Annotated in this window: 15 protein-coding genes; 7 read left to right on the top strand and 8 right to left on the bottom strand. The window is 62.9% G+C overall.

Features of this window, described 5'->3' with window-relative positions; all coding sequences use genetic code 11:
* The first annotated feature begins 289 nt into the window (after positions 1–289).
* Complete coding sequence (locus tag ABIE20_RS02205) at positions 290–1,507, top strand: MFS transporter (RefSeq protein ID WP_429502452.1); 1,218 nt, start codon at positions 290–292, stop codon at positions 1,505–1,507.
* A 32-nt stretch (positions 1,508–1,539) separates the two neighbouring features.
* Here the strand turns inward: ABIE20_RS02205 and ABIE20_RS02200 are convergent, their stop codons facing one another.
* Together ABIE20_RS02200 and ABIE20_RS02195 are read right to left on the bottom strand one after the other, a co-directional pair.
* On the bottom strand, positions 1,540–2,088 hold the full coding sequence (locus tag ABIE20_RS02200) for a DJ-1 family glyoxalase III (RefSeq protein WP_429502450.1): 549 nt from the start codon (positions 2,086–2,088) through the stop codon (positions 1,540–1,542).
* Between the two features lie 39 nt (positions 2,089–2,127).
* Complete coding sequence (locus ABIE20_RS02195) at positions 2,128–2,607, bottom strand: GNAT family N-acetyltransferase (protein WP_429502448.1); 480 nt, start codon at positions 2,605–2,607, stop codon at positions 2,128–2,130.
* Between the two features lie 208 nt (positions 2,608–2,815).
* Here ABIE20_RS02195 and ABIE20_RS02190 point away from each other — a divergent pair, with 208 nt between their 5' ends.
* Entirely contained in the window at positions 2,816–4,111 is a 1,296-nt protein-coding gene (locus ABIE20_RS02190; protein WP_429502446.1) for an NCS2 family permease, read from the top strand.
* Complete coding sequence (trmA, locus tag ABIE20_RS02185; RefSeq protein WP_429502444.1) at positions 4,108–5,193, top strand: tRNA (uridine(54)-C5)-methyltransferase TrmA; 1,086 nt, start codon at positions 4,108–4,110, stop codon at positions 5,191–5,193. The genes ABIE20_RS02190 and trmA overlap by 4 nt, the downstream gene beginning before the upstream one ends.
* A gap of 68 nt (positions 5,194–5,261) precedes the next feature.
* Here the strand turns inward: trmA and ABIE20_RS02180 are convergent, their stop codons facing one another.
* The gene (locus ABIE20_RS02180) at positions 5,262–6,434 is read right to left on the bottom strand and encodes an alkaline phosphatase family protein (protein ID WP_429502442.1); all 1,173 of its coding nucleotides are present in this window, start codon (positions 6,432–6,434) and stop codon (positions 5,262–5,264) included.
* Between the two features lie 171 nt (positions 6,435–6,605).
* Between ABIE20_RS02180 and ABIE20_RS02175 the strand changes: the two genes are divergently transcribed.
* On the top strand, positions 6,606–7,466 hold the full coding sequence (locus tag ABIE20_RS02175; RefSeq protein WP_429502440.1) for a shikimate dehydrogenase: 861 nt from the start codon (positions 6,606–6,608) through the stop codon (positions 7,464–7,466).
* 101 nt (positions 7,467–7,567) lie between these two features.
* On the opposite strand, the gene ABIE20_RS02170 is transcribed toward ABIE20_RS02175, so the two are convergent.
* Together ABIE20_RS02170 and quiC are read right to left on the bottom strand one after the other, a co-directional pair.
* Complete coding sequence (locus tag ABIE20_RS02170) at positions 7,568–8,236, bottom strand: TetR/AcrR family transcriptional regulator (protein ID WP_429502438.1); 669 nt, start codon at positions 8,234–8,236, stop codon at positions 7,568–7,570.
* A gap of 77 nt (positions 8,237–8,313) precedes the next feature.
* Positions 8,314–10,224 (bottom strand): 3-dehydroshikimate dehydratase QuiC, encoded by a 1,911-nt coding sequence (gene quiC / locus ABIE20_RS02165; RefSeq protein WP_429502436.1) that lies wholly within the window; start codon positions 10,222–10,224, stop codon positions 8,314–8,316.
* A gap of 209 nt (positions 10,225–10,433) precedes the next feature.
* Between quiC and ABIE20_RS02160 the strand changes: the two genes are divergently transcribed.
* Positions 10,434–11,774 carry an MFS transporter gene (locus ABIE20_RS02160; protein WP_045195868.1) on the top strand — a complete coding sequence of 447 codons (1,341 nt, stop codon included), beginning with the start codon at positions 10,434–10,436 and terminating at the stop codon, positions 11,772–11,774.
* Here ABIE20_RS02160 and ABIE20_RS02155 read toward each other — a convergent pair.
* The 3 genes from ABIE20_RS02155 to ABIE20_RS02145 all read right to left on the bottom strand — a co-directional run bounded on the left by ABIE20_RS02155 (position 11,771) and on the right by ABIE20_RS02145 (position 14,362).
* Positions 11,771–12,649 carry a DMT family transporter gene (locus tag ABIE20_RS02155; RefSeq protein WP_045195866.1) on the bottom strand — a complete coding sequence of 293 codons (879 nt, stop codon included), beginning with the start codon at positions 12,647–12,649 and terminating at the stop codon, positions 11,771–11,773. The genes ABIE20_RS02160 and ABIE20_RS02155 overlap by 4 nt on opposite strands.
* An 18-nt stretch (positions 12,650–12,667) precedes the next feature.
* On the bottom strand, positions 12,668–13,474 hold the full coding sequence (locus ABIE20_RS02150; protein ID WP_429502433.1) for a sugar phosphate isomerase/epimerase family protein: 807 nt from the start codon (positions 13,472–13,474) through the stop codon (positions 12,668–12,670).
* Between the two features lie 111 nt (positions 13,475–13,585).
* A complete protein-coding gene (locus ABIE20_RS02145; protein ID WP_258716305.1) occupies positions 13,586–14,362 on the bottom strand; it encodes an IclR family transcriptional regulator in 777 nt (258 codons plus the stop codon).
* A 172-nt stretch (positions 14,363–14,534) separates the two neighbouring features.
* Here ABIE20_RS02145 and ABIE20_RS02140 point away from each other — a divergent pair, with 172 nt between their 5' ends.
* Together ABIE20_RS02140 and ABIE20_RS02135 are read left to right on the top strand one after the other, a co-directional pair.
* Positions 14,535–16,247: an FAD-dependent oxidoreductase gene (locus tag ABIE20_RS02140; protein WP_429502431.1), complete on the top strand. Its 1,713-nt coding sequence runs from the start codon at positions 14,535–14,537 to the stop codon at positions 16,245–16,247.
* Positions 16,248–16,391: 144 nt separating this feature from the next.
* The gene (locus ABIE20_RS02135; protein WP_429502429.1) at positions 16,392–19,142 is read left to right on the top strand and encodes a hypothetical protein; all 2,751 of its coding nucleotides are present in this window, start codon (positions 16,392–16,394) and stop codon (positions 19,140–19,142) included.
* Positions 19,143–19,178: the final 36 nt, after the last annotated feature.

Below are 19,178 nucleotides of genomic sequence, written 5' to 3'. Positions count from 1 at the left end.
TGCGGCAAGTTGGAATTGTTCTGTAAACATCACATCGCAGGGAATTCGGCCGTCTGGCCATGCCGTTGCAAATGAAACAATTGATCCAGATCAACGGATGCCTGAAAGGATAGTCCTGAACGGGCTGCGCGCTTGTGTGGTTGATTGCCGCGTGACCGGTTGTCTCACCCCCTTTACCGCGCCCCAAAACAGTGCGCTTACCGCACAGAGATGCCTTGCTCGCAACCTGCTGTTACAAAGTGGTGATAACCTGCACCGCCGATCCCTTCGCCGAGGCTCTGTTTCGCCGATGTCAGACCCCGTTGTGCTGCTGCGTCATCACCGCCCCTTCCTGGCCTTCTGGCTCGCCCGGGTATTTACCGCCAGCGGCTTTCAGATGCTCACCGTGGCGATCGGCTGGCACCTTTACCAGTTGACCGGCAATGTCCTCGACCTGGGCCTGGTGGGCTTGGTGGAATTCGCCCCGCGGGTGCTGTTCATGCTCCATACCGGGCACGTCGCCGACCGCTATGACCGGCGCCGGGTCGCGGCCTTGTGCCAAAGCGCCCAGGCGATGATCGCCCTGGTGCTGGTGGTGGCCAGCAGCACTAACAGTGTCAGCCGCGAACTGATCTTCCTGCTGGCGTTCTTGCTCGGCGGCGCACGCTCCTTCGAAATGCCGGCGAACCAGGCGCTGCTGCCCAATGTGGTGCCCTCCGAGCTGTTCCCACGTGCCGTGGCTGCTTCTGCCTCGGCGATGCAGGCGGCGACCATCGTCGCGCCGGCGGTGGGGGGGTTTCTCTATGCCTTTGGCAGCGTCTGGGTGTACGGGCCGACGGTGGCGCTGTACCTGATTGCCTGCGTGTTGACCCTGGGTCTGGTGTCGCGCCAGCAACCAGGCAACCAGGGCCGCGCCAGCCTCGAATCGCTGATGGCCGGCATTCGCTTTATCCGCAGCCGCCCGGACATTCTCGGGGCGATCTCCCTGGACCTGTTCGCCGTGCTGCTGGGCGGCGCCACCGCGCTGTTGCCGGTGTTTGCCAAGGACATCCTGCTGACCGGCCCCTGGGGCCTGGGCCTGCTGCGCTCGGCGCCGGCGGTGGGCGCCCTGCTGATGTCGCTGTGGCTGGCGCGTTTTCCGGTGGAGCGCAAGGTCGGGCGGGTGATGTTTACCGCCGTCGGCGTGTTCGGGGTGGCGACCATTGCCTTTGGCCTGTCCACATCGTTCTGGTTTTCCCTGGCCGTGCTGGCGGTGCTAGGTGCCGCCGACATGATCAGCATGGTGATTCGCGGCGCGTTCGTGCAGCTAGAGACGCCGGATGAGATGCGCGGCCGGGTCAGTGCCGTGAACGGGCTGTTCATCGGCGCCTCGAACCAGCTCGGTGAGTTCGAGTCAGGGGTGACTGCGCACTGGTTCGGCACGGTACCGGCGGTGGTGCTGGGCGGGGTCGGCACGCTGCTGGTGACCGGGGTGTGGATCAAGCTGTTTCCGACCTTGGCTGGGCGCGATCATATGCACAGGCAATAAGGGTCTGTGGGAGCGGGCTTGACCCGCGATAGTCACACCCGCAGCTCAGTAGTCACCCGCTTTCGAACCGCCCGGCCCGCCACGCTCTCTACCAACACCAAGGCAAATTCCAGCGCCGCCGCCGAACCCTGGGCGGTGATGCAATTACCGTCCACCACCACCGGCTTATCGACAAAGCTGCACCCGGACAACCCCTGGCTGACACCCGGGTCACAGGTCATGCGCCGCTGACGCAACACACCATAAGCCTGTAGCGCCAACGGCGCTTCGCCGATCGCGGCAAAAAACTTGCCGGCCCTGGACTGATCCTTGATCTGCTGCGCCAGCGGTTGGTGCGCAGCCATGTGCTGTGCGCCTTTTTCGCCCCCAGGCAAGACCATCAGGTCGAACGGCTGGGCCAGCAGGTCGACCAGCATGCCGTCGGCGGTCAAGCGCGTGCCGCGGGCACAGGTGAGCATCCGCCGGCCTTCGATACTGGCTACCACCACTTCGATCTCGGCGCGGCGCAGCACGTCAATCAGGGTCACGCTCTGCAGGTCATCCACGCCTTCGGCGACTACGATCAGGGCTCTGTGGGTCATCAACTGCTCTCCGCCGGGGTATCCCACAAGCTTAGTCGCTCACAGCAACAGGGTCAGTTGACGCTCGTGGCCCTGGCGCGCGCGGTAGCCATCGCCGCTGCCGACCCAGCCGCTGGCCAGGTACAGCGCCAGGGCAGCGTGGTTGTCCGGGTCCACCGACAGCTGTAGGCAGCGCACCTCGGGCCACAACTGGCGAACCAGGCCAGGCAATGCCTGCATACAAAATCGCCCCAAACCACGCCCTTGCACACCTTGATCGACCTGCAAGGCATTGATTGTTGCTGCATCAGCCCGGGCCCAGGGCGCCAGGAACGCCCCGCGCTGGAGCAGCAGGAAGGCCTGCGGCACGTTGTCCACCAGCAGTGCCACGCCGCGCAGGTCAGGGCTGTTGCTGCTTTGCAGGGTGTACAAGGCACCGGCCATATCGCCGGCAAAGTGCTGTTGCTCAGGCCGCACCTGGATGTCGAGCAGTTGCTCGCGCTGGGTCGGGGTGAGGTCGCGGTAGTCGGTCAGGTGCACAGCATGGTCAACTCGGGTTGGGGGGAACGGCGCAGAACCTGCAGATATCTGCAGTGTATCGCGACATTAATTACCGCTGCCCGAGCATGCTGGTATGATGCGCGGCTTTTTTCCGACCCAGGGAAAAACCACAGTCTCCCGGTACAGTCTGTGCTTTGCTAACTGGGTCGATACATTCACGGCGCCGGGAGCGCCACGGGGAGCAGGCATGCTGGAAAGGCTGTTTCAACTAAAAGCACACGACACCAATGTCCGCACCGAGATTCTCGCGGGCGTGACCACCTTCCTGGCCATGGCCTACATCCTGTTCGTCAACCCGAGCATTCTCGGCGAGACCGGCATGGACAAGGGCGCGCTGTTCGTCGCCACCTGCCTGGCTGCGGCCATCGGCTCGACCACCATGGGCCTGATCGCCAACTACCCGATCGCCCTGGCACCGGGCATGGGCCTGAACGCCTTCTTCACCTACACCGTGGTCCTGCACATGGGCCACACCTGGCAGGTGGCCCTGGGCGCGGTGTTCATCTCGGCGGTGTGCTTCTTCCTGCTGTCGATCTTTCGCATCCGCGAATGGATCGTCAACAGCATCCCGCTGCCGCTGCGCTCGGCGATTGCCGCCGGTATCGGCCTGTTCCTGGCGCTGATTGCCCTGCATAACGCCGGTATCGTCGTGGATAACAAGGCGACCCTGGTGGGTCTCGGCGACCTCAAGAAACCCGCGCCGATCCTCGCCACCCTGGGCTTCTTCCTGATCGTCGCGCTGGAGGCCATGAAGGTTCGTGGCGCGGTGCTGATCGGTATCCTGGTGGTGACCGTGGCCTCGATCGCCCTCGGCGTCACTCCGTTCAATGGCGTGGTATCGATGCCGCCGTCGCTGGCGCCGACCTTCCTGCAGCTGGACATCAAAGGCGCGCTGGACGTTGGCCTGATCAGCGTGATCTTCGCCTTCCTGTTCGTCGACCTGTTCGACAACTCCGGCACCCTGATCGGCGTCGCCAAGCGCGCCGGGCTGATGCGCAAAGACGGCCACATGCCGAAAATGGGCCGGGCGCTGATCGCCGACAGTACCGCGGCCATGGCCGGTTCGCTGCTGGGCACCTCGACCACCACCAGCTACATCGAATCCGCCGCTGGCGTGAGCGCCGGTGGCCGTACTGGCCTGACTGCCATCGTGGTGGCCGTTCTGTTCTTGCTGGCGCTGTTCTTCGCGCCGCTGGCCGGCAGCGTGCCAGCCTTCGCCACGGCACCGGCGCTGTTGTTCGTCGCCGTTTTGATGGCTTCGGGCCTGGCTGAAATAAACTGGGACGACATTACCGAAGCTGCGCCGGTGGTGGTCACTGCCCTGGCCATGCCGCTGACCTACTCGATCGCCAACGGCATCGCCTTCGGCTTCATTGCCTGGACCGCGATCAAGCTGCTATCCGGCCGTGCCCGTGACCTCAACGCGGCGCTGGTGATCCTCTCGGTCCTGTTCGTCATCAAACTGGGCTGGTTCAACGCATGAGTGCTGTCTTCGACCCTTCGACCTACACCCAGCAGCTCGACGCCAAGGTCGCGCGCCTGCGCGAGCTGCTGGCACCGTTCGCAGCGCCCGAGCCTGCGGTGTTCGACTCGCCGCGCGAGCACTATCGCCTGCGCGCCGAGTTCCGCCTGTGGCGCGAAAACGAGCAGCGCTTCTACGCGATGTTCGCCCCAGGCGAAAAACACACGCCGATCCTGATTGAAGACTTCCCGATTGCCAGCCTGCAGATCAACGACCTGATGCCACGGCTCAAGGCCGCCTGGCAGACCAGCTCGGCGCTGAGCTTCAAGCTGTTCCAGGTGGAGTTCCTCACCACGTTGGCGGGCGATGCGATGATCACCCTGTGCTATCACCGTCCACTGGACGAGCACTGGGAGCGCGCCGCGCAGCAACTGGCCAGCGACCTGGGCGTGAGCATCATCGGCCGCTCCAAGGGCAAGCGCGTGGTGATCGGACGCGATTACGCGGTCGAAGAACTGCAGATTGCCGGGCGCACCTTCCGCTACCGCCAGCCCGAAGGCGCCTTCACCCAGCCTAACGGCGCGGTCAACCAGAAGATGCTCAACTGGGCCTATGAAGCCCTGGGCGAGCGCCAGGACGACCTGCTCGAGCTGTACTGCGGCAATGGCAACTTCACCCTGCCGCTGGCCACCCGGGTGCGCAAGGTACTGGCCACCGAGATCAGTAAGACCTCGGTCAATGCCGCCCTGCACAACCTCGACGACAACGCTGTGGACAACGTGCGCCTGGTGCGTCTGTCGGCGGAAGAGCTGACCGAAGCGCTGAACGAAGTGCGTCCGTTCCGCCGCCTCGAAGGCATTGACCTGAAGAGCTACCAGTTCGGCAGTGTGTTCGTCGACCCGCCGCGCGCCGGCATGGACCCAGACACTTGTGAACTGACCCGGCGCTTCGACAATATCCTGTACATTTCCTGCAACCCGGAAACCCTGGCGGCCAACATCGCCCAGTTGCACGACACCCATCGCATCGAGCGCTGTGCATTGTTCGACCAGTTTCCGTATACCCATCACATGGAGAGTGGGGTGTTGCTGGTTCGGCGTTGAAGCTATCGCGGGTCAAGCCCGCTCCCACAGGTTTTGTGGGAGCGGGCTTGACCCGCGATCAGGGCCCTTCAGCCCTGCCCCGAACACATCAACAACGGCACCAGCTGGTCCTCATCGGTCAACGCCCCATGGTGCCCCCGCCACTGGCTGGCGTGCTTCTCTACCTCGCTGCGAATGATCCCGCCCGCCCCGTTCGGAACCACGATCAGGTCGCCAATCCGCGCCTCCGCCTGGCTTAGCAGCACGTCGCCGAACAGCCCCTTGGCAATCGCCTGGGCCTTGCTCAACACGTGGTAACCCTCCCCCAGGCGATTCTGCCAACGCTCATGCACGCGGTCTTGCTGGTGCTCGTGGGTGTACAGGTAGCGCGCGCGGATATCCCCGGCCATCGCCCGCACCCCCTCCTGCAGCACCGGGTCCAGATCAAAGTCGCACACCTGTTCGCTGTCCAGCGCCAGCATGCCGTGGTCGGCAATGACCATCAGCCGGGCCTGCTCAGGCAAGGATTGGGCGATGGCCTGGGCCAGCTGGTCGGCAATCTGCAACTGCTTGAGCCAGCCCTCGGAGCCTGGGCCGAACAGGTGCCCGGCAAAATCCAGGTCGCCGAAATAGGCGAAGCAGAACGCCGGCCCAGGCACGGCCAGGGCGGCATTGACCAACTGTGGATAAGCATCATAGGCCGGCGCCGGGAAAATTTTGCCGGCCTTGTAGATCGCCCGGGTGAAGTCGGAACTGGCATAGCGCCCAAGCATCACCGTGCTGATGGCGATGCCCTGGGCCGCGGCCTGGCTCCAGGCATCGACGGGTACGATAAAGGCCTCCGGCAGTGGCGCGACACTGGGCTGCGCCTCGACCTGCAAGGGCGAGGTGGTCCAGGTCAGCGGCGACAGTTCGGTTTGTTCATCCAAGGCAAAACCACAGCCAACGATACCGTGGGCGCCACTGCCCAGCCCGGAAGCCACCGAGGCCAGGCTGCTCGCGGTGGTAGCCGGGAAACCCACCTTGAAGTGGCTGTCCGGCTGCATCAGCGAGGCGAGAAACGGTGCATGCCGGGCGTGGGCCTGCAGCAGGTTCCAGCCCAGGCCGTCGACCAGAAGCAGGCAGGTGCTGCGCGAATGATCGAGGCGAAAGGCATTGCGAAAACCATGGCCACCCAGGGCCGCGAAGATTGACTGGGTCAGGTTGGCCAGGCCCGGCCAGGTTTCACCCAGCGACTGCAGGTCGTTGATCGGGGTTGCCATGTCTCCCTCCGTGGTCAGGTGCAAAGCAACAGGTGTAGCACAGGCTGTGCGATCAGCGCACAGAAAACACGCCTTTGGCCTTGCGCCCAATTGACCAAATTAACCATTCGGTACATTTTCTAGCTGACGCGCTCCCGCTTCATTACCAAGAACAACAACGGAGTTTTCAGCATGGCTTTGGCCTCTTCTTCCGGCATCCTCGCCGGCCTTATCGGCGCCGGCATCCAGGCCTCGCGCACCCCCGCGCTGCACGAGCACGAAGGCGCCGCGCAAGGCCTGAACTACCTGTACCGACTGATCGACCTGGACCAGCTCAAGCTCGACGCCAGCGCCCTCGAAGAGCTGCTGACCGCAGCCGAGTACATGGGCTTCACCGGCCTGAACATCACCTTCCCGTGCAAGCAGGCGATCCTGCCGCTGCTCAACGAGCTGTCGCCGCAAGCCCGCGGCATTGGCGCGGTGAACACCGTGGTACTCAAGGACGGCAAGCGCATCGGCCACAACACCGACTGCCTGGGTTTTGCCGAAGGCTTTCGCCGTGGCCTGAGCGATGCGCCGCGCCGCCAGGTGGTGCAGATGGGTGCCGGTGGCGCCGGGGCTGCGGTGGCCCATGCGCTGCTGGAAGAAGGGGTCGGGCAACTGAGCGTGTTCGATGTTGAACTGGCCCGTGCCCAGGCCCTTGTGGATAACCTCAACCAGCACTTTGCCGGCAGCCGGGCCAGGGTCGGCCATGAGCTGCAAAGCGCCATGGCCAGCGCCGACGGCCTGGTCAACACCACGCCCATGGGCATGGCCAAGCTGCCGGGCATGCCGGTGCCCAAGGCGCTGCTACGGGCGGATCTGTGGGTGGCGGAGATTGTTTACTTTCCGCTGGAAACCGAACTGCTGCGCGAAGCCCGGGCCCTGGGCTGCCGCACCCTGAGCGGGGCGAACATGGCGGTGTTCCAGGCGGTGAAGGCGTTTGAACTGTTCAGCGGGGTGAAGCCTGATGCGGCGCGGATGATCGAGCACTTCAACAGTCTGGGTGACTGAAAAGCATCGCGGGCAACGCCGGGTCCCACAATGGATCTGCATGCGCCGCAACTGTGGGAGCTGGCCTTGCCAGCGATGGGCCGCCAAGCGGCCCCGGCTCCTCACGCCTGCAAGAACCTCAGCACCGACTCGCAAATCATCTCCCGATGCCGGTCCTTGACCGCCTTGTCCTCGAAGTCCACCTGGAAGATCTCACCAAAGGTATGCCGGTTCGACACCCGGTAGAAGCAGAACGAGCTGATCAGCAGGTGCACATCCAGCGCCTCCAGCCCCTGGCGAAACACCCCTTCGGCCGCCCCGCGCTTGAGCACTTCGTCCAGCGCCGTGAGCACGGTCTTGTTCATCGAACGGATGGCCGAAGAGCGCTTCACATACTCGCCGTGGTGCATGTTTTCGTTGCAGACGATACGCACGAAATCGACGTTGCGATCATGGTGATCGAAGGTGAACTCCACCAGCCGGCGGATGCCCAGGCGCGGCTCGAGCTCGGCCAGGTGCAGGTTGCTTTCGGTGCTGCGGATATCACCGTAGAGTTTCTCCAGCACCTCTACGTACAACTGCTCCTTGCTGTTGAAGTAGTAGTAGATCATGCGCTTGGAGGTTTGCGTGCGCTCGGCGATCGCATCGACCCGGGCGCCGGCCAGCCCCTGCTGGACGAACTCGCTGATCGCCGCCTGGAGAATGTTCTCGCGGGTCTTTTCCGGATTGTTCTTGCGGCCCTTGCGCGGCGCCTGTTCGGAAGCTGCGCAGAGTGCTGGGGTAGTCGTCATACGGGACTCATGGCCATCGGTTAACCCGGCAATTATGAGCCCCGGGTGCTGAGTAAGGAAGCCTCGGTGCCTGCGCCCTACAACTTGGCCTGTGCCGGCGACCCGGCGCGGGCCTTGGCCATGGCGGCCAGACGCACGGCGACGTTGGCCGCGCCATAGCCGCTGTAGCCGTTACGCCGTTGCAGCACCTCAAAGAAGAAGCGCTCCTCGAACGGCTCTGTATACACATGAAACAGCTCACCACCCTGGGCATCACGGTCGTAGAGCACGTTGTAGTAGGCCAGTTCGCTGAGGAACTCGTCGTCGAAATCAAAGCGCGCGGCAAGGTCGTCGTAGTAGTTGAGCGGGATGTCGAGCAAGGCCACGCCCGACTCCTTGGCCTGTTTGACTGCAGTAAAAATATCCGCGCAATCGAATGCGATGTGGTGCACACCCGAGCCGCGGTAATGCGACAAGGCATGGGCAATCGCCGTGTTGCGGTTTTCCGAAATGTTCAGCGGCAGGCGGATCGAGCTGCAGCGGCTGCGCAAAGCGCGGCTCTTGACCAGGCCGTAGGGGTCGGGCAACACCACTTCGTCGTCGGCGCTGAAATCCAGCACGCTCTTGTAGAATAGCGCCCAGCTGTCCAGGCCGTCGGCCGGCAAAGCCAGGGCCATATGGTCGATGCGGGTCAGGCCCAGGCTGCTGCCCGCTTGCTGCTGCAGGCTGAAGTCGGTGTCGTAGATGGTCCGGCCCTGGGCATCCTGGTCGACCAGGTAGATCAGGCTGCCGTCCGGCGCACGCACTGCTGCCAGCTCGCGCTCATTGGGGCCGACCAGGCCACGATAGGGCTGGCCATGGTAGGCCACGGCCCGGGCCAGGGCCTGGGCGCTGTCCTTGACCCGGATCGCCGTGGCGCACAGCGACGGGCCATGACTTTCAAAAAAGTTGTGGGCGAAGGAGTAAGGCTCGGCGTTGAGGATCAGGTTGATGTCGCCCTGGCGCAGCAAGCTGACATTCTTCGAGCGGTGCACGCCGGCGCGGGTAAAGCCCAGGCGTTCCAGCCAGTTGCCAAGCTTGGCCCCCAAGGCATCGTCGACGGCAAACTCGAGAAACTCAATACCGTCGTAGGCGCTGGCAGGCGGCGGGGCGAACAGCAGGTCGTCGCTGGCAGGCGCTACACGCTCTTGCTCAAGGCGCTGGCGCGTTTTTTCTTCCAAGTACAACAGCGAGCGCAGGCCGTCGGCGGCATTGGCCCGAGGTGGCGCGGCACGAAAGCCATCGTTGAAGATTTCCAGCGACAGCGGGCCGCTGTAACCGCTGGCCAGAATCGGCGCGAGAAAGCCTGGCAGGTCAAACTCGCCCTGCCCCGGGAAGCAGCGAAAGTGCCGGCTCCACTCCAGCACGTCCATGGCCAGGATCGGCGCGTCGGCCATCTGCACGAAGAAGATCTTGTCCCCCGGCACCTGGGCGATGGCCCGCGGGTCGCCCTTGAGCGATAAGGTGTGGAAGCTGTCGAGGATCATCCCCAGGCTTGCATGGTCAGCCGTTTTGACGATGTCCCAGACCTGCTCCCAGGTGTTCACGTGGCGGCCCCAGGCCAGGGCTTCGTAGCCGATACGCAGGCCACGGGCGCCAGCGCGCTCGGCCAGCAGGCGCAGGTCGTCGACCAGCAACTGGCGCTCACCCAGAGAATCGGCGGCGACATTGCTGCACACCAGCACCAGATCGGTGCCCAGCTCCTGCATCAAATCGAATTTGCGCTCGGCCCGTTCCAGGTTGCGCGCCAGGCGATCGCGGCGGCAGCCCTCGAAATCGCGAAACGGCTGGAACAAGGTAATCGCCAGGCCCAGGTCGGCGCAGCGCTGGCGAATTTCGCGCGGGCTGCCGGCGTAGTACAGCAGGTCATTTTCGAAGACCTCGACGCCGTCGAAGCCAGCGGCGGCGATGGCTTCGAGTTTTTCTGGCAAAGTACCGCTCAAGGATACGGTGGCGATCGAACGCTGCATTATTCTGGCTCCGATGGGCAGGCAAAAACCGGTGGAGGAATTATTGGTGTTGAGCAATTTTTGCTCAATGCAAAAGGTACGAACTAGTTAGTTTTGTGTTCGATTATCGCCCAATATAGCGTTCAGTCAATTGACCCTTTTTTGACCACAGGCGCACCATTTCGACACCAAGGCTTGACCCATAAACATAAAAATACGGGTAACCCGCGATGATCCACTCTCAATCCACCCGCATGGCCCAGCCCCTGGGCACTACTGCGCACGCCGGCATCGGCGACAAGCTGCGTGGCGCCATGGCCGTCGGCAAGACCCGCTGGGTCATGCTCGCGCTGGTGTTCTTCGCCACCACCTTGAACTACATCGACCGCGCCGCCCTCGGGGTGATGCAGCCGATCCTGGCCAAGGAGATGAGCTGGACGGCGATGGATTACGCCAACATCAACTTCTGGTTCCAGGTGGGCTATGCCATCGGCTTCGTGCTCCAGGGCCGGCTGATCGACCGGGTCGGCGTCAAGCGCGTGTTCTTCTGCGCGGTGCTGCTCTGGAGCCTGGCCACCGGCGCCCATGGCCTGGCCACCTCGGCGGTGGGCTTTATGGTCTGCCGGTTCATTCTTGGCCTGACCGAAGCGGCCAACTACCCGGCCTGCGTCAAGACCACCCGCTTGTGGTTCCCGGCCGGTGAACGCGCGGTGGCTACCGGCATCTTCAACGCCGGCACCAACGTCGGCGCCATGTTCACGCCGATGCTCCTGCCATTGATCCTTACCGTGTGGGGCTGGCAAGCGGCGTTCATCGGCATGGGCGCCCTGGGCCTGGTCTGGGTAGTGTTCTGGGGTCTGAAATACTTCAACCCGGAAGACCACCCAAGCGTCAGCAAAGAAGAACTGGCCTACGTGCAAAGCGAAGTGGAACCGGAACAGGCCCGCGTGCCGTTCTCACGGATCCTGCGCATGCGCGGCACCTGGGCCTTCGCCCTGGCCTACTCGATGACTGCGCCGGTGTTCTGGTTCTACCTGTACTGGCTGCCACCGTTTCTCAACCAGCAATACAGCCTGGGCATCAGCGTCACGCAGATGGGCATCCCGCTGATCGTCATCTACTTGAGTGCGGATTTCGGCAGCGTCGGCGGTGGCATTCTTTCGTCGTTCCTGATCGGTCGCGGCATGGCCCCGGTCAAGGCGCGGCTGCTGTCGATGCTGCTGTTCGCCACCACCATCATCGGCGTGATCTTCGCCGCCGGCGCCAGCAGCCTGTGGGTCGCGGTGCTGGCGATTTCCCTGGCCATCGCCGCTCACCAGGCCTGGACCGCCAACATCTGGAGCCTGGTCATGGACTACACGCCCAAGCACATGATGAGTACGGTGTTCGGTTTCGGCGGCATGTGCGCAGCCATCGGCGGCATGTTCATGACCCAGTTGGTCGGCTACATCCTGACCACCACCAACAACAATTACACCCTGCTGTTCACCATGATCCCGGCCATGTACTTCATCGCCCTGACCTGGATGTACTTCATGGCCCCGCGCAAGGTGCCGAAGGTCGAGGCCTAACGCCGCCGTTGCAACCAGGCGGCGCCCAGGCCGCTGAGGCAGATCAAGGCAATCCCCACCAGCCCGGCCATGTCCGGGCTGTGTCCGAACAACACCAGGCCGAGAACACCGGCGAACACGATCTGACAGTAACTGAACGGCGCCAGCATGGCCGGTGGCGCATGCCGGAACGCCTGGGTCAGGAACAGGTGCGCGGTCATCCCGCAGGTGCCCAGGGCCACGGCCATCAGGCCATGGATGAAGCTCGGGGTCTGCCAGAACATCGGCACCACGGCGCTCATCACCAGGGTGTTGAGCAGGCCGGTGAAGAAGTTGCTGGTGGTCGGGCTATCGGTACCGCTGAGCTTGCGCGTCAGCAACTGGTAGAAGCAAAAACACAGGGCCGAGCCGAACGGCAGCAACACCGCCGGGGTAAACAAGGCCCCGCCCGGATGGATGATCACCGTCACCCCGACAAAACTCACCAGCACCGCCACCCATTGCCCACGCGTGACCTTCTCGCCCAGCAGCGGCAGCGACAGCGCCGTGACCAGCAACGGCGCGAGGAAGTTGACCGCCGTCGCCTCGGCCAGCGGTATGTACTGCAGGGCGGTGGTGAACAACAGGCTGGTGCCCAGCAGGCACAGCGCGCGCAAGGTCTGCAGCCCCGGCCGCCGGGTACGCAGCACGCGCAAGCCCGACTGCGGCAGGAAGATCACCATCATCAGCAGGGTGTGCACCAGGTAGCGCGCCCACACCACCCAGAGAATCGGGTAGAACCCCGCCAGGTACTTCGACAAGGCGTCGTGGCTGGCGAACAGAAAAGTCGCCAGCACCACCAGGGCAATGCCCTTGAGCGGTTGGCTGACAGCGTCGAGCGCAGTGGGACGGGGCATCGATAAAAGCTCGCAGGTTCAGAGTTGACGGAGCAACTGATGGGTCTTGTCCAGGGCCATCTGCGCCCGTTGCAAGGCACTCAGGCCCTGGTCGCGAACGGGAACTTCCAGGCTCAGGGCGATATTTTGCGGCAGGCTACGCAGCAGGCCGGGCAAATCGCAATTGCCATCGCCGGGAAAACGCCGCTCGTTACGCGCCTGGCGCAAGATCTCGGCCATGTCGTCCGGACGCGGCCCGGCTACGTCGCACACCTGTGCATAGCGTAGCCGCGAGGCCGGGACCTGGCGCAACTCGTCCAGCGACGAGGCCGAGCGGTCAAAGTGAAAGGCATCGACCAGCACCCCGCCATTGTCGCGCCCGGCCTGCTCGACAATGCGCCAGGCCTGGGTGAGGTTTTTGGCATCGGTCCAGGGCATGAACTCCAGGTGTGGGTGCAGGCCGTAATCTGCGGCCAGGTCACAGAGGGCGGCGAAGTTGTCGCTCTGGCGTTGCTCATCAGGGTCGTTGCCAGCCACCAGCAACTCGCTGGCGCCAAACTCGGCGCCGACGGCCAGCAGGGCTTCGAAGTCGGCCACGCAGGTCTCGGGCTTGAGCCGCAAAATCTCCACATCCAGCACCTGGATGCCGGTATCGCGCAGGCGCGCGGCAGTCTGCCGGCGCAGGCCGGCGTCGGCCACCAACGGGAAGTGATGTTCCTCGGCCGTGGCCGGTTCCAGGCGCAGGCCAACATGGCTGTAGCCTGCGCGGGCAGCAACCTCGACCATGTCCACAGGCGACAGCTCAAGTACCGTCAGGGCGGCGAGGGACATCACGCGTTGGCTCATTGTTGTTTTCTCGGCGAGTTGAATTTGGAAATATTTAGAACTTAGTTCCAATTTCAATGCAAGCAAAAAAACGGACCTCGGGTGCAGGAGCGGGCTTGACCCGCGATGCTTTTAGACAAACAACTCAGAAGCAGGACTCGCCGCCGACAATTCCGCCACCGCCGCCAGCAACACCGGCGCCAGCTCGTGCATGCGCGCCTCGCTCATCCGCGCACTGGGCCCGGCCACGCTGAGCACGCCGACCGCGTGGCCATCCAGCGGATGACGCACCACCGCCGCCAGCGCCGACATCCCCACTGCCGAACTTTCCACCACCCAGGCATAGCCATGCTCGCGGGCGATGCGCAGGCGCTCGAGCAGCTCGGCATTGGATTTTGGCGCATTGGGACCGAACTGCGCCGGGTCGGCGATGCCCTGGCGTTCCACCAGCAACAAAGCCTGGGCATCGCTCAGGCTCGACAGCCAGGCATGCCCGGAGGCGGTGTAGAACAACGGCGCATCACGGCCCATGTCCGGGTCGTAGCGCAAGCCGGAGCGGGCGCCCTGGGCCTTGGCGATCCAGGTCTGGCGCTCACCGTCGATCACCCCCAGGCGCACCAGCTCGCCGGTCTGCTGGGCCAGTTGGTCAAGAATCGGCTGGACGATATCGGCGCCGCTGCTGGCCAGGTAGCGAAAGCCCATGGCCACCAGGCGGGTGCTCAAGTGATAACGGCTGCTCTCGGCGTTCTGACGCACATACCCCAGGCGCATCAACTCGGCGAGCATGCGGTGGGTGGCGCTCTTGGGGATGTCCAGCTCTTCGGCCAGGGTCTGCAGGGGCAGCCCGCGCGGGTCGCTGGTGAGGCGTTCGAGAAGGCTGAACGCGCGTTCGATCTGACTGCCGGCCATGGTCATGGTCCCTGAAATTTGTGCCGATTCTAAAGAGCCTCGGCGAAAGCGCAAATCACTGTCCGATCTTCGCCCACTTTGTCGTGGCACGCCTTGGCTGGACGATTGATCTAACCATAGAATATGGAATCAAGTTCCAAAATATAACAAAATTGCCTGGAGGATACTGCTCATGCCCGTCGATACCCCGCTGGTCGAATGCGATGTACTGGTCATCGGCTCCGGTGCCGCCGGGTTGGCCGCTGCCGTGACTGCCGCCTGGCATGGCCAGAAGGTCATCGTGGTCGAAAAGGATGCGGTGTTCGGCGGCGCCACGGCCTGGTCCGGCGGCTGGATGTGGGTGCCGTGCAATCCGCTGGCGCAGCGCGCCGGGATCATCGAGCAGCGCTCGCAGCCGCGTACTTACCTGGAACATGAGCTGGGCGAACGTTTCGACGGGCAGATGATCGATGCGTTTCTCGAGGCGGCACCCAACATGGTGTCGTTCTTCGAGCGCCATACCGCCCTGCAATTTGCCGACGGCAATGGCATTGCCGACATTCACGGCAATACCCCTGGCGCCGGCACCGGCGGGCGTTCGGTAATTGCTGCACCCTACGATGGCCGCCAGTTGGGCAAAAAGCTGCTCACGCGCCTGCGCAAAACCATGCGCGAAACCTCGTTCATGGGCATGCCGATCATGGCTGGCAAGGACCTCACTGCCTTCCTTACCCTGACCCGTTCCTGGCGCTCGTTGCTGCATGTGAGCAAGCGCTTCAGTCGCCACCTGCTCGATCTGGCAACCCACGGCCGGGCCCTGCAACTGGTCAACGGCGTAGCTTTGGTCGCGCGGCTGGCCAAGTCGGCTGAAGACCTCGGCGTGTTGCTCTGGGAATCGGCAGCGGCTCGCCAGTTGATCCGCGAGCATGGCCGGGTCAGCGGTGCGCTGATTGAAACCGCACGCGGGCCGATCCGAATCAATGCGCGCAAGGCCGTGGTGCTGGCCGCTGGCGGCTTTGCCAACGACATCGAGCGGCGCAAGGCGCTGTTCCCGCGTACGCCCACCGGTCACGAGCACCTGGCCTTGCCGCCGCTGGGCGCCAGCGGGGATGGCCTGCGCCTGGGCGAAAGCGTTGGCGGCCAGGTGGCTGACGACCTGCATAGCCCGGTGGCCTGGGCGCCGGTATCGCGGGTGCCTTACAAGGACGGCAGCACCGGGCATTTCCCGCACATCATCGAACGGGCCAAGCCCGGCATCATCGGCGTGCTCGCCGACGGCAAACGCTTCGTCAACGAGGCCGACGGTTACTACGACTATGTCAGCGCCATGGTCGCCAAGGCACCGGGGGACAAGGTCGAGTCGTGGCTGATCTGCAGCCATGCTTTCCAGCGCCGTTATGGCCTGGGTATCTCGCGCCCCTTTCCGTTGCCGCTGCAGCCGTTGATCACGTCCGGCTACTTGAAGTCCGGCGACAGCATTGAAGCCCTGGCGCGGGCCTGCGGGATTGACCCTCACGGCCTGGTCGCGACGGTCGCCGAGTACAACCGGCATGCCCGCAACGGCGAGGACCCGCAATTCGGCCGCGGCTCGACGCCCTACAACCGCAAACAGGGCGATGCCCTGCACGGGCCAAATCCATGCGTAGCGCCGATCGAACAGGGGCCGTTCTATGCGGTAAAGGTCGAACCAGGCTGCTTCGGCACCTTTGCCGGGCTCAAAACCAACGCCCATGCGCAAGTGCTGGACGAGCACCAGCAGGCCATTGCCGGACTGTATGCGGTGGGCACCGACATGGCCAGCATCATGGCCGGACATTATCCGGCGGGCGGAATCAACCTGGGGCCGGCGGCGACGTTCGGGTATATCGCCGGGCGGCATATTGCCGGGGCAACGGATTACGAATGAGCCGTTCCTTGCAATAAGGCATCACAGGGAAAGCAGACAGGCTGCTTAGGATTATCCACCACGCGAATACTTCACGGCTCCCATTGCGCCTTAAGGCAAGCAATCCGCTCGCCGCGCCGGCGACCGTTCAAAAGGAGTTGAACCGTGAACAACCTGAGCCCCCCCGATGGCGACGCAAAGCCTGTCGACCAGCTGTTTTCCTGCACCACTGCCCGCGTTGACCTGTGGCGTGAGCTCAACGCCCTCTGTCGCCGTTGGCGCGGCAGCAAAGATCAGCACAGTAGCGAGAAGCTCCGACAGCAATGCCTCGCCCAACTTGAGCAGATCGCTCAATTGGAGGCCTATCAGGCCTACCCGGGCCCTCGCCTGCTGGACCTGCTGGTCGAACGCGTAGCCTCGGGCAATGCCATCGGGGCACTGCACCTGGCTCAGCGCATCAGCAGTTCACTGCTCGACCGCAGCTACAAACAGGATGCAAACGACTGGGAGGCCAGCGAGGACCTTCCCGATGCACCCGCGACCCGTAGTTTCGCTGGCGCGTCGGCGCATCGTCCGTATTTCGAAACACTGATTGTCAGCCCCGCGCCCACGTCGACATGGCCTCAGCACCTTCAAGCCATTCGCCGGTTGCGCCGCCATCAGGACCCTTTCATCTATGAAGCGGTCATGACCGGATCCTATGAGGATGCGTTGTTGGCAGTGATCCTCAACGTCAATCTGCAAGCGGTGGTGATCTATGAAGGTTTCGGTTTTGCATCGACCTGTCGCGCCGCCTGGGTGCGTGACCTGCTTGCGCCACACCAGGGCAACAACCCGGACGACGAAAAACCCACGAACCTGGCCTTGCCGCTGGCCCGAGCGATCAAGTCCATCAGGCCGGAGCTCGATATCCTGCTGCTAAGCGATCGTCAGGTTGAGCGAATTGCCGGTGATGAAGACTACGCGTTCATCAGCCGGGTGTTCTACGAAGTCGAGGAGCCGCTGGAGATCCACCTGAGCCTGCTGCAAGGCGTTGCAAAACGCTATGAAACGCCGTTTTTCAACAACCTGAAACACTATGCTCAACGTCCTATCGGCACCTTCCATGCGCTGCCCATTGCCCGAGGCAAATCGATATTCAAGTCGAACTGGATCCGCGACATGGGCGAGTTCTACGGCATCAACCTGTTTCTGGCCGAAAGCTCCGCCACCACGGGCGGGCTCGACAGCCTGCTAGAACCAACCGGCAACATCAAAAAGGCCCAGGACAGGGCAGCCCATGCGTTCGGCGCACAGCAGGCGTTTTTCGTCACCAATGGCACCTCGACCTCGAACAAGATCGTTGAACAGGCCCTGCTTGCCCCCAGTGACATTGTGATTGTCGATCGCAACTGCCATAAATCACACCACTACGCCATGGTTCTGACCGGCGCCTATCCGCTGTATGTCGAAGCCTACCCGCTGCCCCGATACTCAATGTACGGCGCAGTGCCACTGAGCGCTATCAAGCAAGCGCTACTCGACCTGAAAAAGGAAGGAAAGCTGCATCGGGTCAAACTGCTGGTGTTGACCAACTGCACCTTCGATGGTCATGTCTACAACACCTTCCGGGTCATGGAAGAATGTCTGGCGATCAAACCGGACCTGGCCTTTCTCTGGGATGAAGCCTGGTTTGGCTTTGCACGCTTCTCACCCCTGCTGCGCCGTCGAACCGGCATGGGCGCCGCCGCACAACTCAAGCAGGCGCTAAGCTGCCCGCAGTACCGGCACGCTTTCGAACGCCAGCGCGAACGACTGCAAGCGCTTGCTCCCGATGACTCCGCGCTGCTGCAGGAACATCTGCTAATGGACCCGGACACCACCCGCGTGCGCGTCTATCAGACCAACTCCACCCATAAGTCGATGTCCGCCTTGCGCCAGGGCTCGATGATCCTGGTCGATGACCAGGACTTCCATCAGGTTGAAACCTCGTTCCGCGAGGCGGTATTCACCCACTCTTCCACTTCGCCCAATCAGCAAATCATTGCCTCCCTTGATGTTGCCCGCCGGCAAATGGAGCTGGAAGGCTATGAACTGGTGATGTCGGCAACCCAGCTGGCCTTCGACATCCGTCGAGAGGTCAGCCGCCACCCGCTAATATCAAAGTATTTCAAGATACTCACGATCGAGGACCTGGTGCCAACAGCCTATCGGGCTTCAGGACTGCAGGATTACCTGGCAAAGGGCACCGCCTGGCCCACCGTCATCGATGCCCTGAACACCGATGAAGTCGCCCTGGACCCTACCCGCCTGACGCTGGTCTGTGGCCATGCAGGCTTTGACGGCACCACGTTCAAGAACTTGCTGACCAACCGCTACGATATTCAGTTGAACAAGACTTCTCGCAACAGCGTGTTGCTGCAAACCAACATCAACAACACCCGAAGTGACGTGGCACATCTGATCCGGGTGCTGGTACGGATAAGCCGCGAACTGGAAGATCGACTGCACACCAGTGATGGCAAACTGCGGGACACCTTTAATGCCCGAGTCAAGTCACTCATGGAAGATGTGCCGGACCTGCCCGACTTCAGCTGTTTCTACCCCGCTTTTCGTGAGTCGGCGAACAACAGTACGGCAGAAGGAGACATTCGCAGTGCTTACTACAAAGCCTACGACAGCGCAGCGTGCGAGCATATTCGTCTGTTCGACAAAACCATCGACGAACGCCTGGAAAATGGCCCGCCGCTGATCTCGGCAAACTTCGTGATTCCCTATCCGCCGGGGTTTCCAATCCTGGTACCGGGGCAGGTGATCACTGCTGAAACGCTCTCGTTCATGCGCAAGCTCGATGTGAAAGAGATTCATGGCTACAACGCCGATGAAGGCTTGAAACTGTTGAAGTCCGAATCCATCGGCGTTACGACACCACGCTGATCCGAACAAAAAAGCCCGCCAATGGCGGGCTTTGCT

Origin of the sequence: Pseudomonas sp. 2835 (assembly GCF_050435905.1) — a bacterium.
Classification (GTDB): Bacteria; Pseudomonadota; Gammaproteobacteria; order Pseudomonadales; family Pseudomonadaceae; genus Aquipseudomonas.
The sequence above is the reverse complement of the archived record's forward strand: the minus strand, read 5'-3'. Positions and strand labels throughout refer to the sequence as shown.

What these genes read in the sequence shown, in the direction of transcription:
- ABIE20_RS02205 (WP_429502452.1), top strand. Translation starts at nt 290, where the DNA reads ATGTCAGACCCCGTTGTGCTGCTGCGTCATCACCGCCCCTTCCTGGCC.
- ABIE20_RS02200 (WP_429502450.1), bottom strand. Translation starts at nt 2,088, where the DNA reads ATGACCCACAGAGCCCTGATCGTAGTCGCCGAAGGCGTGGATGACCTG.
- ABIE20_RS02190 (WP_429502446.1), top strand. Translation starts at nt 2,816, where the DNA reads ATGCTGGAAAGGCTGTTTCAACTAAAAGCACACGACACCAATGTCCGC.
- trmA (WP_429502444.1), top strand. Translation starts at nt 4,108, where the DNA reads ATGAGTGCTGTCTTCGACCCTTCGACCTACACCCAGCAGCTCGACGCC.
- ABIE20_RS02180 (WP_429502442.1), bottom strand. Translation starts at nt 6,434, where the DNA reads ATGGCAACCCCGATCAACGACCTGCAGTCGCTGGGTGAAACCTGGCCG.
- ABIE20_RS02175 (WP_429502440.1), top strand. Translation starts at nt 6,606, where the DNA reads ATGGCTTTGGCCTCTTCTTCCGGCATCCTCGCCGGCCTTATCGGCGCC.
- ABIE20_RS02170 (WP_429502438.1), bottom strand. Translation starts at nt 8,236, where the DNA reads ATGACGACTACCCCAGCACTCTGCGCAGCTTCCGAACAGGCGCCGCGC.
- quiC (WP_429502436.1), bottom strand. Translation starts at nt 10,224, where the DNA reads ATGCAGCGTTCGATCGCCACCGTATCCTTGAGCGGTACTTTGCCAGAA.
- ABIE20_RS02160 (WP_045195868.1), top strand. Translation starts at nt 10,434, where the DNA reads ATGATCCACTCTCAATCCACCCGCATGGCCCAGCCCCTGGGCACTACT.
- ABIE20_RS02155 (WP_045195866.1), bottom strand. Translation starts at nt 12,649, where the DNA reads ATGCCCCGTCCCACTGCGCTCGACGCTGTCAGCCAACCGCTCAAGGGC.
- ABIE20_RS02150 (WP_429502433.1), bottom strand. Translation starts at nt 13,474, where the DNA reads ATGAGCCAACGCGTGATGTCCCTCGCCGCCCTGACGGTACTTGAGCTG.
- ABIE20_RS02145 (WP_258716305.1), bottom strand. Translation starts at nt 14,362, where the DNA reads ATGGCCGGCAGTCAGATCGAACGCGCGTTCAGCCTTCTCGAACGCCTC.
- ABIE20_RS02140 (WP_429502431.1), top strand. Translation starts at nt 14,535, where the DNA reads ATGCCCGTCGATACCCCGCTGGTCGAATGCGATGTACTGGTCATCGGC.